Genomic DNA, 13,811 nt, shown 5'->3' on the forward strand with positions numbered 1-13,811 from the left:
TGGGTAAGAGCTAATTTTTGTTGTTTTTTATCAAGAATTTTGAGAATTAAGTTTTTAAAAATTGTAAACTTATACATATAACTCTTTCAAAATATTTGCTTTTCAATTATGCAGGGGAAAATTGCAATCGCGTTGATTTTTCTGTGTTGTATTCAATCCTGCAACTATAGAGCTGGATCTAAAATTCAATTCTTAGAGGGGAAATGGGAATGGATGGGTTTTTACAATAATGGTCAATTGAAGTGCGATACCCTATATACTTCAAACGTGGTTAATTTTGGGCCAAATCCCGATGAAATCGATGAGATTTATGGTTGTACAGATTCTGGTACTTATGTTCATCGATATTTAAAAGATGAATTGATTGGAGTTGAATTTTCAACTAAGGTAAGGATAAGCGAATTCTTTTTACTGAATAAATCTGAAGGCGAATTTTCAGACATTGAAATCGATTCAAAAAATGAAGGTTCAATGATTAATTTTTCTGAACAAACTTTTAGTATAGTAGGAGATACCTTAGTGTTTAAAGACTTTGGTATCGAGACCAAAGTTGTAATTGAAAAGATTTCAAAAAATGAGTTAATCCTGAAATTCGAAAATGGAGATACTAGTAGATTTAAAAAATTGGAAACTGATTCCTGACACTATGATTTTTCCATGCCAGTTTAAAAAACAAATAATTAGGGCTTTTGCCCTTTGATAAGTGGTTGAAAGGGATTCTTTTTGCATTTCTATCTTTGTGATTCAAATTTTACCCTAATCCCTTGAAGTACTCATCTATTATATTGTTGGCTGTGCTGTTTTGGACGGCCTGCAGTTCCCCAGTTTCAAATACCCCGATATCCATTATCCCTGCTCCAGCTAAAATGGAGATCCAAAATGGGAGTTTTTCACTAAGTTCTTCCACCAAACTCGTTTTGAAGGATGAAGGGAAATTCTCTAACGAAGTCGAATTCCTCCAGATCACGCTTGAGCATGCTTTGGGTTCCAAGATTTCAGAAGATGGAAATGGAACTGAAATTGAACTTATTTTTGACTCCCAAATCCAAGCAGCAGGAGCCTATCAGTTAGAGATCAATTCTGATAAAGTCATTTTGAAAGCAGGTGATCCTTCAGGTATGTTTTATGCCTTGGAGACTTTTAGACAATTGCTTCCGGCAGATTTGGAAGGCAGCAAAACCTCAGGTGAAATTTCAATTCCAACAGTAAGCATCGAAGACCAACCCACATTAGATTGGAGAGGAATGCATCTGGATGTTTCAAGACATTTCTTTTCCATTGAATACTTGCATCGCTATGTGGATCTTTTGGCTTTGTATAAAATGAACAAGTTTCATCTTCATCTGACGGATGATCAGGGTTGGAGAATCGAAATCAAAAATTATCCAGAGTTGACCGAAAAAAGTGCTTGGAGAACTTTCAATGCACAGGATTCGGTCTGTATGGAAAAAGCTGTCGAAGATCCTCGGTTCAATTTCGAGCAGAAGCATCTTCGTGAAGTGGATGGTCAAACCCAATACGGAGGGTTTTATACCCAGGATGAGCTAAGAGAATTGGTTGCTTATGCTCAATCTCGCCATGTGGAAATTATTCCTGAAATCGATATGCCGGGTCATATGATGGCAGCGATTCAAGTCTATCCCGAACTGGCTTGTATAGATAATCCTGGTTGGGGTGAATTGTTTTCTACTCCGCTCTGTCCAGGCAAGGAGGGTGTTTATATGTTTGTTGAGAATGTATTGACTGAGGTAATGGATATTTTTCCTTCCAAATTCGTCCATATCGGGGCTGATGAAGTGGAAAAGTCCACTTGGGAAAACTCACAGGCTTGCAAAAGTCTGATGGCCGCTGAAGGCTTAAAAGATGTGGAAGAGCTTCAGACTTATTTTGTGGAGCGAGTGACGAAATTCCTAAAGTCCAAAGGCAAAGAAGTGATCGTCTGGGATGATGCTTTGAATGCAGGAATTGACTCTTCTACCTATGTGATGTATTGGAGAAACTGGGTAGCGGAAGTCCCTGAGAGAATAGCAGCCAATGGCAATCGTATGATCCTCGTTCCTGGAAACCCAATGTATTTCTCAAGATTGGATGCCAAAATGTATCCGATCTACCATCTTCCTCTTCATGGGAAGAAATATCCTGAGGAGAAAGTCAATTTGATTCAGGGAACGCAAGCTGCTCTTTGGTCTGAGACGGTGCCATCAGAAGCTTTGGCGGATGCGATTATTTTCCCGAAAATGCTGGCTTTGGCTGAAAGAACTTGGTCCAGTCCTGAAGTTCTTGATTGGGAATCTTTCAAAGTTAGGCTTCAAACTCAGTTGAAAAGACTGGAGGCATTAGGAGTGAAATATTCTTACAATGTGACCAAAGAATTGATTCCTTTTATGAATGTGGATCAGGAAATGCAGCAGATTGGGATCACCTTGGATAGCGAACTGAGTAACCCTGAAATTCATTATACTTTGGATGGATCTACACCCACAATGGATTCCCCGAAATATGATGGTGAGTTTTTTGTCAAAGGAAGTGCATTGGTTACTGCGGCTGTTTTTGAGGAAGGAAAAGCTTTGGAACCATACTTGACTCGTCAGGTAGATTATCACAAAGCGATAGGAAAACCGGTGACTTACCAAAAGCCTTGGAATAGATCTTATCCAGCTGGAGATGCGGGAACTATGACGGATGGACTTCGTGGAGGAAATGGTTATGGAGATGGCAAATGGCAAGGATTTACCACTGATATGGATGTGACAATCGATATGGGTGAGGAGCAGGAGTTGAATTCTTTCTCAGCAACCTTTATGCAACAGAGTGGGCCAGGAGTATTGATGCCAGGAACCGTAGAGGTATCCCTATCTTCTGATGGTGAGAATTTCCATCAGGTTCTTTCTATTGAAAATGACATTCCAAAAGACAAAAAGGAATTGATTTTGAAAGATTTTGCCGGAAGTCTCGGTGGTGAAAAAGCTCGCTATATCAACGTGAAAGCCATCAATTCTCAAAGAGGATTTATTTTCACAGATGAGATTGTGATTAATTAAAACTACCTATTATCTGCTTCTTCACCACAATCTGAATTTCCTTTGATTTAAGGGTTGGTAGACAGATGACGGATGACCGAAGAACAGATGTATAAAAAAAGCGAAGTCAAATATCCATTCAGGATTCGACTTCGCTTTTTAGCTTTTTAACCTCAGCTTTTAGAATTTATTCATGTGCTCCATGTTCGCCATGAACATGTCCATGTTCCATTTCTTCTTGAGTAGCTTCTCTGACTTCGATTACTTTTCCATCGAAATGCAAATCAAAACCTACCAAAGGATGGTTGAAGTCCAACAATACATTTTCACCTAGGTCCTTCAATACTTTCGCTTGCATGGAATAGCCATCTTCATCCATCAGCGGAAGGAAGTTTCCTTCTTGAAGCATTTCTGGGTTGAACCCATTTTCTTTGGAAAATTGACTTTTAGGTAGTGAAACCAACAACTCATCATCAGCCTCACCATAAGCTTCCTCAACTTTCAAAACGAAGGAAAAGGTGTCTCCAACAGATTTTCCTGCCATTAATTCTTCGAATTTTTCAGGTAATCCGCTATTTCCAAAAAGGAAATAAAAAGGATCGTCCTCGTCTCTCACCTCCGCCTCAAATGGCACGGATTCGATGTCGTCTTCGATTTTGCTGACTTTCAATTCATAGGTCAATCCAACAACTGCATTTTCCTGAATTTTCATAATTATAAAGGATTTGATTCTTCTTGATTAATTTTCTTTTTTCCAGCTGAAATAGACTCCTCCGATCAAGGATAGCACGATTAAATATTGGAAAATGATCATTGGGGTCTTGGTAGAATAATAACTGGATGGAGCAAAGGTAAAGACAATTTCATGGCTTCCCGCAGGAACACTCAATCCTCTCAAAAGATAATCCGTTCTGATGATTTCTGCTTCTTGTCCATCGATAGTAGCTGTCCAGCCGACAGGGTAGAAGATTTCTGAAAATACGACCAGACCACCTTGATCCATTTCCGCCTGATAAGTGATTTTGTCAGCTTCAGTTGCAGTTAAGGTTATTTGGCCTGAACCTGCGGGAATAGATCCAAATTCTTCTGTATTAACTGTTGCTTGAGTCTTGGTGTCTATTTCACCCACTTTCTGAATTTCTTCTTCATTGGAGGTAACAGGAACGATGGTAGATGGGATCCAAGCCGGACCGTTTGCTTCCGGGTTTTGGAAAACAGCATTCGCATCCTGACCTGCCAGCAAATATTTAGTGTTGAGCATATTGATCACGCCGATCCCATTCCAGTCAAAATTGCCTTCCTGAGCCTTTCCGATGAATTCCTGTAATTCAGGTTGGATCTGATATTCGATCAAGTCCTGATATCTTCTCAGCTTGGCACCGTTGTACCCCCCTAAGCTATGGAAGCGATAGGAAGTTCTAGCTCCGTTGGTAATTGATTCGGTTAGGCTAAGAACTCTGAAATAACCCGGGTCCGAACCGATTTCCTTTTCAGCCGGTGTTTCTGCAAAAAACTCTCTGCCGGGATTGGCTTGGAAAGAATCACTGTGGAGGTATTGTCTATTGATGGTCCAAAGATCCAATCCAACCAATGCGATAAGTCCGGAACCTAAGATGATATCACTGATCTTATTTTTAAGTCGGAAGTAGATCAGCACAAAAGAAGCTGCCAGAAAGCCAAAGCTTTTCCAAGCTGAAGCTGAAAGCATGGCTTTTCTGTCTGTTTGCATAGCAGTAGCCAACCAGTCCGGCAAATTGACGTCATTCGGGCTTTCGAATCTCAAAAATGCTCCAGATGCTACGGCCAATAAAAGAACCAATCCACCTACAATTCCTCCTGCGATGTATAATGGTTTTAGATCGCCTTTTTGGATCAACCTTTCCAAAGAAATCATCCCCAAAATAGGAATGGCAAATAGGGTAATACCTAATGCCATGGAAACTGCCCGGAATTTATTGTAACCGGGAAGGATGTCGAAAAGCAGGTAGTTGAACCAGCCAAAATGCTTCCCCCAGCTTAAGACGATGAACAAAACGATAACTGCTCCAAAAGTGTAAAGGCTTTCCTTTGGTGCTGCCCATATTCCCAAAATTGCCAAGAATACCAGAATCACACCTCCGTATATAGGACCACCGGTAAAGGTTTGCTCACCCCAATAAGTCGGAGCGCCTTTTACAAAACCGTTGATTTGAGCCGGATCTATTCCATTGGATCTAAGTGCTTTTTCAGTAGCTGAGTTTTTAGGCAAAGGAGTACTGCTACCTCCTCCATAAAAGTCCGGGACCAAAAGGGTCATGGTTTCCAGTTTTCCATTGGACCAGGAGAATGCATATTCTCTGTCCAATCCAGCAGAAGCTGTTTCTATGGTAGCTTTTCCCCGGGTTGAATAAGGGCTATATTCCAATGCGGTAGCCAGTCTTCCGATATTTCCTCCCACGGCCAAAATGGCTCCTAAAACCAAAAAACCTAATGTTTTTCCTATTTCTGGGAGACCATCCTTCTTCCAATCAAACACCAATCTTACAATCACATAAATCACCGAAATGATCAGTGTATAATAGGTGATTTGAAGGTGATTGAACTTGAGCTGGAGCAAAAGTCCCAAAGCCAACAAGGCAGTCCCAAGGATTCTTTTTTTCTCAAAAGCCAAATGAATCCCCGCCAAAATGATAGGAATCAGGCATACAGCCCAGATTTTGGCATTATGTCCGGCTTCAAGTGAAAGCAAATTGAAAGTATTGAATGCAAAAGCAATAGAGCCCACGATTGCCAATAAAGGTCTGACTCTGAAGCTTAACAGTAGAATGTACATTCCCACCATTCCGAAGAAAAGGCCACTCACCGGGTGTGGAAGTCCCAATGTCAGGATTTTGATGAGCGTGTTTGTGATGTCTCCGGGAAATTCAAGCGAAACGAAATAAGCCGGCATTCCTCCGAATGTGGAATTGGTCCAAAGCAATTGTTCGCCTGTTTCGGCACGATAATCCAAGACTTCTGTGGCAGAGCCTTCCCATTGGAGAATGTCTCCCTGGAAAAGCACTTTCCCATCAAAAACCATGGGAGAAAAATAAAAGACGATAAGAAGGTAGAAAATGCCGACACCTATGAGGTGTGGTAAGATTTGTTTTTGAAAATTCAGCTGCATGTAAGGTGATTTTCTTAGGATATACAGAAAGTGTGCAAATTAGGAATTAAAAGGCAAACGAAGATCGGATTCCTTGGATTTAGGCTTTCCTTAGGGAATGAAAATCATTACTTTTGCAGCAAATAGCGGATAAACCACATGTTTGATAATTTAAGTTTGAAACTGGACCGGGCTTTCAAAACCCTGAAAGGAACCGGAAAAATCACTGAAATCAACGTTGCAACGACGGTTAAGGAGATCAGAAGAGCCTTAATTGATGCTGACGTTAACTATAAAGTAGCTAAGGAAGTCACCGATACCATCAAGAATGAAGCCTTGGGTAGAGATGTATTGATCTCTGTTTCTCCAGGTCAATTGTTGGTGAAAATCACCCAAGAGGAGTTGACCAAACTCATGGGAGGCTCCAAAGTGGATATCAAACTGAGTGGAGATCCTGCTGTGATCTTGATTTCCGGTCTACAAGGTTCTGGTAAAACGACCTTCACAGGGAAATTGGGTAGCTTCTTGAAAAAACAAGGCCGTCAGGTCTTGTTGGTTGCATGTGATATTTACCGTCCTGCTGCGATTGACCAATTGAAAGTATTGGGTGAGCAAATCGGAGTGGAGGTTTATGCTGAGCCTGAAAACAAGAATGCGCTTGAGATTGCAAACAATGCCATTGCCTATGCGAAAAAGACTGGAAAGAAGACGGTAATCGTCGATACGGCAGGTCGTTTGGCAGTGGATGAGCAGATGATGAATGAGATCGAGGAATTAAAAAATGCCTTGAATCCTTCAGAAACTTTGTTCGTCGTTGATTCCATGACTGGTCAGGATGCTGTGAATACAGCAAAGACCTTTGATGAGCGATTGAATTTCGATGGGGTTGTATTGACGAAGTTGGATGGTGATACCCGTGGTGGTGCTGCTATTTCCATCCGCCATGTTGTCAACAAGCCGATCAAGTTTATTTCGACTGGTGAAAAGATGGAGAACTTGGACGTTTTCCACCCAGATCGTATGGCTCAAAGAATCCTCGGTATGGGGGATGTGATCTCTTTGGTAGAAAGAGCACAGCAATCCTTTGATGAGGACGAAGCAAAAAGAATCAATGCTAAAATCCGTCAGAACAGTTTCAACTTTGATGATTTTCTTTCTCAGCTTGAGCAAGTAAAGAAAATGGGTAACATCAAGGATTTGATGGGAATGATCCCTGGAATGGGCAAAGCCATGAAAGGATTGGATATCGATGATGATTCATTCAAGCCAATTGAGGCGATCATCAGAAGTATGACTCCACATGAGCGTCAAAACCCAGATGTGATCGATGGAAGCAGAAGAAAGAGAATCGCAAATGGTTCTGGTAGAAATATCACCGAAGTGAACAACCTGATGAAGCAATTTGCTGATATGCGTAAGCTAATGAAGCAGATGAATAAAATGGGCGGAGCCAAAGCTGCAATGGGCAAAATGATGCCTGGAATGGGAAGAAGATAAATTCTGAAAGATAAAATATGAAGTCTGAAAACCCGGTCTGAAAGGATCGGGTTTTGTTTTTTAAGCTTGAATTTGGCTTATTGGAAATGACGAGTCCAATCAGAAACTTTTTTCAATGAAATACCTCAGTCTTGCTTTTCCGATTTTGCTTCTTTTTATCTCTTCTTGCCTTCGAGTTACAGATGAGAACTGTAAAACAATTCAAACTTCGAATAGCCATTTCCAAGATTCTATTTCCAGTGGTTTGGAAATTGAGGGTGGGATTTATTCAGTTTCAATAAAACTGAAGGGAAAGCTTGAAAATGATATTCATTTCAATGAATTCTCCTTTCCGGCTGGGGATTTGGACACCTTGATTAAGAATCGAGATCAGTATAGTCCGACTTTCCATTATGAGATTTCAAATGAAGCAGGTGGTAATGTCGAGTTGGATGTTTGTGTGAGTTTTGCTTATTGAAAAACAATTGGAATACTAAATGTTTTGAATAAGATTCATCAGATAAAATTTAGAATTGAATATAGGTTGCTTCTTGGAATAACAATGATGTTTGTTTTTCTACTAGAGGTGCCTTCGGACTGCTATTCCCAAAAAATTGAAAAAAGTGTTTTCCCCCAAGATTTCACAAATAAGGTGATTCAAAACCTTGTACTGGAGATCAGGCCGGGGGAATTTGAGAAGAAATATTTAGGGTATTCTTTGTTGATTTTTATTTCGGAGGAAAAAGAAATAAATATTTCAAGAGTGGAGAATTATTCAGCGGATGAAATTTTACCCATTGATCAAGATGTCCAAGAAAGTTTTGTCAAAAGTCTTATTGATATTGATCTAACTCCGTTCGAAGGCTGTCTGTTGATATATCCAGTTTTATTTGTGAAAAACTCCAATCAACCATTGGAAAATAATTTCAGAGAAGGTTTAAAAAGCATGATGCCAACCTTGAAATTTGAAGACATTGATTGTTTACAGATTCAAGACCCTCTAATAGTTTCGCATAGGGAAGGTACCTGAAAAGGGCATAAAAAGCTTTTATGATTGTAATTAAAAACTAGCCCGATCTGAAAGGATCTGGTTTTTGTTTTTTAATAATTATGGTTAAAAAAAGTCCCTCAATCCAATGGAAAGAGGGACAATAATATAAACCAGCTATTAACTCAATTTACCAACCAGGGTTCTGAGTGAGCTCTACCCCGTTTTGTTGATAGAGTGTGATCTGATCCAATGGAACCGGATCAAGATATACTCTAGGATCTTCGAAAAGTCTTTGAGAAGCTGCCGCAGATGCCGGAATGATATATCCTTCTTCTCCGTCAGAAAGAACTACACTGCTCTGAAGTTCTGGATAATCCACTCTGGAAATCCAAGCACCTCTATTGATATTGATGTTTGCTTCAGTATCAGTATACTCTAGTTTTTTCCATCTTTTCAGGTCATCCAATCTGAAGCCTTCCATCATCAATTCGATTCTGCGCTCTCTTCTGATTTCCCAAATAATGCTTGGTACTGATGAGTCTCTATTGGGATCTTCGTAGACCATTCCGTCCACAGCTGCATTGTCACCCATTACTTGCAGGTGAGGAAGCATTACTCCCGGTCTGTCACGAAGAACGTTTACAGACATGTCCAAATCGCCTTGAGTAAGCGCAGCTCCACCAACAGTCGCCAATTCAGCAGCTGCTTCAGCGTAGTTGATCAAAACTTCTCCAAATCTCAATACCGGAGAATCCGTGTAGTTCAAATTGGAACTTCCTTCTGGCTCATCTTTGATGACTTCATTCAGGAATTTGTGAGTTGCATATCCAGTCGTGCTATAATTGGATGCAATACCATTCAATCTAAGTTCATCTGAAACCAAAGTTTCATGGATTCTTGGGTCACGATTGGCCATTACGTTTTCGATTCCTTTTTCTCCTTGATAAAGTGGGGAAAGGGAGATTGGTAACCCATCGATTGATAGATAAGAATCAACTGCATCCTTGGAAACACCAGTTTGAGGCTCTTTATTATTGTAAGAGTTCAAAGCGTGTGTAATCATCCCTGGTTCATAGTGTCTGTAAAGGATCACTTCAGGATTACCTGCCAAGTTTAAAGAGTTGAAAACTTCTCTGTAGTTACCTAATGAATAGGAACCTGTTTGGATCAATTGACCAGCAGCGTCTTTTGCTGCCTGAAGATATTCCTGTGCTTTGGCATTGTTGCCTTCATGGTATTTCTGCCAAGTTCCTTCGTAAAGGAAGATTCTGGACAAATAAGCCAATACCACAGCTCTGTTTACAGAAAGGCCATCATTTCCATCAGATTCTCTCACGTTTGCTGCTGCAAACTGAAGATCTTCCAATACACGATCCATTACATAATCACGCGGGTCACGTGGTCGGTAAAGGGTTTCGGTATCGGTCTCACTTAATTCTTCCTCGAACCAAGGGACATCGCCAAATTGCTTCACCAAATCATGGTATTCCAAAGCTCTAAAGAATCTCGCAACACCAGACCAGTGAGCGATAGCTTCTTCATCCATGGGTACTGTTTGAACCCTGTTTAGGAAGATATTGGCTTTTCTCACGTATGAAAATGTCCAATAGCCACTAGAAGCTGAGGTAGGGACTGTTCTTCTGAACTGAGGAGGGCTACTTGGTGAAAAGTCATCATTTAAACTTTGACCTGAGAAGAACTTTCCCCAGGAAAAGCTAGATCCATATCCACTGAAGTAGGAGGTGTAAAAACCCCAAGAAAAGCTTCTGACATTGTCTTCAGAGGCCCAATAAGTCTCATCAGTCAACCTGTCTACAGGCGGTTTTTCTAGAAAGTCTTCGCAGCTGGTCAGAGCGAAAAGACTAAGTGCTAATGCTGTTATTTTTATTTTCATGATCTAGTCGATTTAAAAGGTGACTTGCAATCCAAATGAAAGGGAACGGCTATACGGGTAAACCCTTCCGAAAGTATTGGAATCATTGTTTCCTGCTGCTGTGTAGTCTACTTCTGGATCAAGTGGAAGATTCAAATTGTCAAACTCGAACAAGTTTTCTCCACTGAAATAAACTCTGACTTTCTGCATTCCAGCCTTGGAAATCCAAGTGTATGGAAGAGAGTATCCAACTGTGATATTTTTCATTCTCATGTAGGAAAGATCCAACAGGTATCTTGTCTGAGGTAAGAAGTTTTTGGAATTGTTTGAGTTCCCTGCATCAGTTGGTCTTGGATAGTAAGCATTTGGATTTTCTGGAGACCAATAATCCAAATGATGTGAGAACCATGCCTCTCCAGGTCTATATCCAGGAATGAAAATCGGTCCATTAGCCCAGAAATCACGTTTCCCAACACCCTGAATAAACATCCCAAAGTCGATGCCTTTGTAATCCATGTTGAGACGGAATCCATATTGATAGCGTGGAGTGGAGTTACCGATTACTTTCAAGTCTCCATGATCATCTACTGTGTTTTGACCATAAGTGATTTCTCCGTCACCATTCAAGTCTTTGTATTTCACATCTCCAGGTCCGTAGTAGAACCATCCGCTTTCATACAGTTGCTGAGAAGGGATTCCTTCTTTCAATACATATTTTCCGTTGTCCAAAACAAACTCGCCATTTGCATCCTTGACGAAGTCATCGTCTGTAAACAATCTGTCGGTTTCATAACCCCAAATATCTCCGATCACTCGACCTGGACGGTTAGAGTAGATGCTTTGGTTGTCAGCAAATTCAGTTACAGTTTCTTTGTAGTCAGACAATACGAAAGTGGTTGTCAAGTTCAGGCCATTTTCGAATTTATGAGAGTAGTCCAAAGCCAATTCCCATCCTTTGGTTTCCAATTCTCCCAAGTTTTGCTTGGTGGCAGAAGTACCATAACTCGCAGGAAGTACTTCGCCAGCACTGTGCATATCAGAAGTAACTCTTTTGTACCAGTCAAAGCCGATTCCGAATTTGTCTTTGAAGAATCTTGCGTCAAATCCTAAGTCAAGAGTGGTGATTGTTTCCCATGTCAAAGAAGAAGGCAGCGCTCCTGGAGTTCCAAAAGTCAGTTTGTTGTCAGAACCCATCAACCATCCAGAAGAGTAGGATGACATAATTCTGTAGATATCACTGATGTAAGCATTTTGGTTACCAATAGCACCCCAAGAACCTCTCAATTTCAAGAAAGAAACAACTGGAGAAATAGGCTCAAAGAATGATTCTTCTGAGATAACATAACCTGCCGACATAGAAGGGAAGAAAGCCCATCTTTCTGTAGGAGAAAGTCTGGAGGATCCATCGTATCTACCATTCAATTCCAAGAAGTATTTGCCTTTGTAGTTGTAATTGATTCGGCTAAAAGTCCCTGCGGTAGACCAAAGGTTTCTTGCACCATCTACAAATTGATCACCTGAAGCCAAGTCAAGCTCGCCTCTGTCTTGATCCATCAATTGTCTTCTTTCGGAGCTTTGGTACCAGTATTCATAAGATTCGATGTCACCACCTATCATTGCTTTCAAATTATGGTCTCCCAATGTCCAGTCATAGGTTGCGAATAGTTTTCCAACATTTCTGGTATTCCAAGAAGATGTATATCTAACTCTGTCGTATGATGCACTTGTGTATGGAGCGTATTGCAAATTGGCACCTGTTGACCAGAAGTTGTAAGCTGAAACAGATCCGCCAGTTTGATGCACATGATTGTTTTGAGAGTCATGTGTAAAGTTTGCTACGATAGAAAGACCTTTGAGAGGAGTCAAAGTTGTGCCCAGGTTAATTCTGGTTAGCGCTGTTGTTTCCTCATTCATTTTAGCCTGCTGTACTTCGGTGATTGCACTTCTGAAAGGATTGCCTTCGTAAGTTCCGTATGGGTAGTTTTTAGGCCATCTGAAAAGGTAATACCACGGATCGTATGTCTCACTGGAGAAGTAGAAAGGTCTGGTGAATTTAGTGTCGCTATACAAAACCCCACCACGAATTTCCATCCAATCTGTCACCTGAGAGCTTAAGCTTAAATCTGCTGAATATCTATTGAATTCATCAGGGTTGACTTTCAAAACACCATTTTGACCCAAATATCCTACACCTAGACGATAGGTGGTTTTGTCAGTTCCGCCAGATACAGAAAGATCATGTTTTTGCTGAGGAGTCCATTTGTTCATAAACATATCTCCAGCATCCCATGTTCTGTAGAAGAAAAGTCTTCCGTCACGGATTTCAAAGTCTCTACCAAGCACCATCTCAGGACCCAAATCTTGGCCACCGTATTGTGCTTCCCAATCTCTCATTTTTTGTATTCCGATTTCATCGAAATACATCCCTACTACCCCAAATACATTGGTAGAAGGATTTCTTCTTTGCAAAGCTTGAAATGCCATTTCAGCACCTTCTGCTCCTGGAGCAATGGTAGGAGTAGTAGTTGGTGTTGCAAAAGAGAAGTTGTTGGAATAATTGATTCTTGGAGCTTCTCCTTTTTTACCTTTTTTGGTGGTGATCAAGATTACACCCCAGGCACCTCTTGAGCCATAAATGGAAGAAGATGCTGCATCTTTCAGTACTGAAATAGATTCAATATCCTCAGGGTTTACCAATTGAAGACTTGGGATTTCCACGTTGTCAACCAAAATCAGCGGCTGAGCTCCTCCGGAATTACTCAAAGTTCCAACTGTTCCTCTTAATCTGATGGTTGGATTTTGACCGATCTGACCACTCGGTGTAGTGATAGTCAAGCCTGGTGTGGTTCCTTGAAGTCCACGTCCCACATCCGTAATAGGTCTTGATTCCAAGACTTTGGTGTCTATAGAAGATACGGAACCTGTCAGATCGCTTCGCTTTTGAGTACCGTATCCAACTACTACAAATTCTTCCAAAGATTGAGCATCAGGACTTAATACAATGTCGAGATTGGTACTTGAAGTGATGACTCTTTCCACCGATTCCATTCCGATAAAGCTGAAAACGAGGGTTTGCCCGCTCTCAACTCCAATTTGAAAGGTGCCATCTGTATTGGTGGTGACACCTTTGGTAGTTCCTTTTACCAATATGCTAACTCCTGGAAGTGCTAGTCCATCTTCGGCACTCATCACACGTCCTGTGACCTGTAGTGATTGAGCGTTTACTTGAAAATGAAACAGGAGAAAACATACTGATGCAAAGGCACCGAGTAGTAGTTTTTTCATGTTAGAGGTTTTAAAATTGTTAGAAATAAATTGTTCTAAAAT

General features: G+C 40.8%; 9 protein-coding genes. 5 read left to right on the top strand and 4 right to left on the bottom strand.

Annotation, left to right across the window (positions count from 1 at the left end; genetic code table 11):
• Nucleotides 1–108: 108 nt before the first annotated feature.
• Both BUF13_RS19005 and BUF13_RS19010 read left to right on the top strand, forming a co-directional pair.
• Nucleotides 109–642, top strand: a complete 534-nt coding sequence (locus BUF13_RS19005; protein WP_073573400.1) for a hypothetical protein — start codon at nt 109–111, stop codon at nt 640–642.
• Nucleotides 643–764: 122 nt separating this feature from the next.
• Nucleotides 765–3,041, top strand: a complete 2,277-nt coding sequence (locus BUF13_RS19010; RefSeq protein ID WP_134204573.1) for a glycoside hydrolase family 20 protein — start codon at nt 765–767, stop codon at nt 3,039–3,041.
• A gap of 166 nt (nt 3,042–3,207) precedes the next feature.
• Here the strand turns inward: BUF13_RS19010 and BUF13_RS19015 are convergent, their stop codons facing one another.
• Together BUF13_RS19015 and BUF13_RS19020 are read right to left on the bottom strand one after the other, a co-directional pair.
• Nucleotides 3,208–3,732, bottom strand: coding sequence for an FKBP-type peptidyl-prolyl cis-trans isomerase (locus BUF13_RS19015; protein WP_073573402.1), 525 nt, complete (start codon nt 3,730–3,732; stop codon nt 3,208–3,210).
• A 27-nt stretch (nt 3,733–3,759) separates the two neighbouring features.
• A complete protein-coding gene (locus BUF13_RS19020; protein WP_073573403.1) occupies nt 3,760–6,165 on the bottom strand; it encodes a glycosyltransferase family protein in 2,406 nt (801 codons plus the stop codon).
• 138 nt (nt 6,166–6,303) lie between these two features.
• Here BUF13_RS19020 and ffh point away from each other — a divergent pair, with 138 nt between their 5' ends.
• The 3 genes from ffh to BUF13_RS19035 all read left to right on the top strand — a co-directional run bounded on the left by ffh (nt 6,304) and on the right by BUF13_RS19035 (nt 8,650).
• Nucleotides 6,304–7,641 (top strand): signal recognition particle protein, encoded by a 1,338-nt coding sequence (gene ffh, locus BUF13_RS19025; protein WP_073573404.1) that lies wholly within the window; start codon nt 6,304–6,306, stop codon nt 7,639–7,641.
• A gap of 115 nt (nt 7,642–7,756) precedes the next feature.
• Nucleotides 7,757–8,098: a hypothetical protein gene (locus tag BUF13_RS19030; RefSeq protein ID WP_073573405.1), complete on the top strand. Its 342-nt coding sequence runs from the start codon at nt 7,757–7,759 to the stop codon at nt 8,096–8,098.
• 174 nt (nt 8,099–8,272) lie between these two features.
• Nucleotides 8,273–8,650 (top strand): hypothetical protein, encoded by a 378-nt coding sequence (locus BUF13_RS19035; RefSeq protein ID WP_134204571.1) that lies wholly within the window; start codon nt 8,273–8,275, stop codon nt 8,648–8,650.
• A 148-nt stretch (nt 8,651–8,798) separates the two neighbouring features.
• On the opposite strand, the gene BUF13_RS19040 is transcribed toward BUF13_RS19035, so the two are convergent.
• The gene (locus tag BUF13_RS19040) at nt 8,799–10,505 is read right to left on the bottom strand and encodes a RagB/SusD family nutrient uptake outer membrane protein (protein ID WP_073573407.1); all 1,707 of its coding nucleotides are present in this window, start codon (nt 10,503–10,505) and stop codon (nt 8,799–8,801) included.
• 12 nt (nt 10,506–10,517) lie between these two features.
• Nucleotides 10,518–13,769 carry a SusC/RagA family TonB-linked outer membrane protein gene (locus BUF13_RS19045; RefSeq protein WP_073573408.1) on the bottom strand — a complete coding sequence of 1,084 codons (3,252 nt, stop codon included), beginning with the start codon at nt 13,767–13,769 and terminating at the stop codon, nt 10,518–10,520.
• Nucleotides 13,770–13,811 lie beyond the last annotated feature (42 nt).

The organism is Algoriphagus zhangzhouensis (assembly GCF_900148515.1).
Taxonomy (GTDB): domain Bacteria; phylum Bacteroidota; class Bacteroidia; order Cytophagales; family Cyclobacteriaceae; genus Algoriphagus; species Algoriphagus zhangzhouensis.

Bases quoted from the DNA above. Each gene is read 5' to 3' on its own strand.
- BUF13_RS19045 (WP_073573408.1), bottom strand. From the start codon at position 13,769: ATGAAAAAACTACTACTCGGTGCCTTTGCATCAGTATGTTTTCTCCTG.
- ffh (WP_073573404.1), top strand. From the start codon at position 6,304: ATGTTTGATAATTTAAGTTTGAAACTGGACCGGGCTTTCAAAACCCTG.
- BUF13_RS19020 (WP_073573403.1), bottom strand. From the start codon at position 6,165: ATGCAGCTGAATTTTCAAAAACAAATCTTACCACACCTCATAGGTGTC.
- BUF13_RS19040 (WP_073573407.1), bottom strand. From the start codon at position 10,505: ATGAAAATAAAAATAACAGCATTAGCACTTAGTCTTTTCGCTCTGACC.
- BUF13_RS19015 (WP_073573402.1), bottom strand. From the start codon at position 3,732: ATGAAAATTCAGGAAAATGCAGTTGTTGGATTGACCTATGAATTGAAA.
- BUF13_RS19005 (WP_073573400.1), top strand. From the start codon at position 109: ATGCAGGGGAAAATTGCAATCGCGTTGATTTTTCTGTGTTGTATTCAA.
- BUF13_RS19030 (WP_073573405.1), top strand. From the start codon at position 7,757: ATGAAATACCTCAGTCTTGCTTTTCCGATTTTGCTTCTTTTTATCTCT.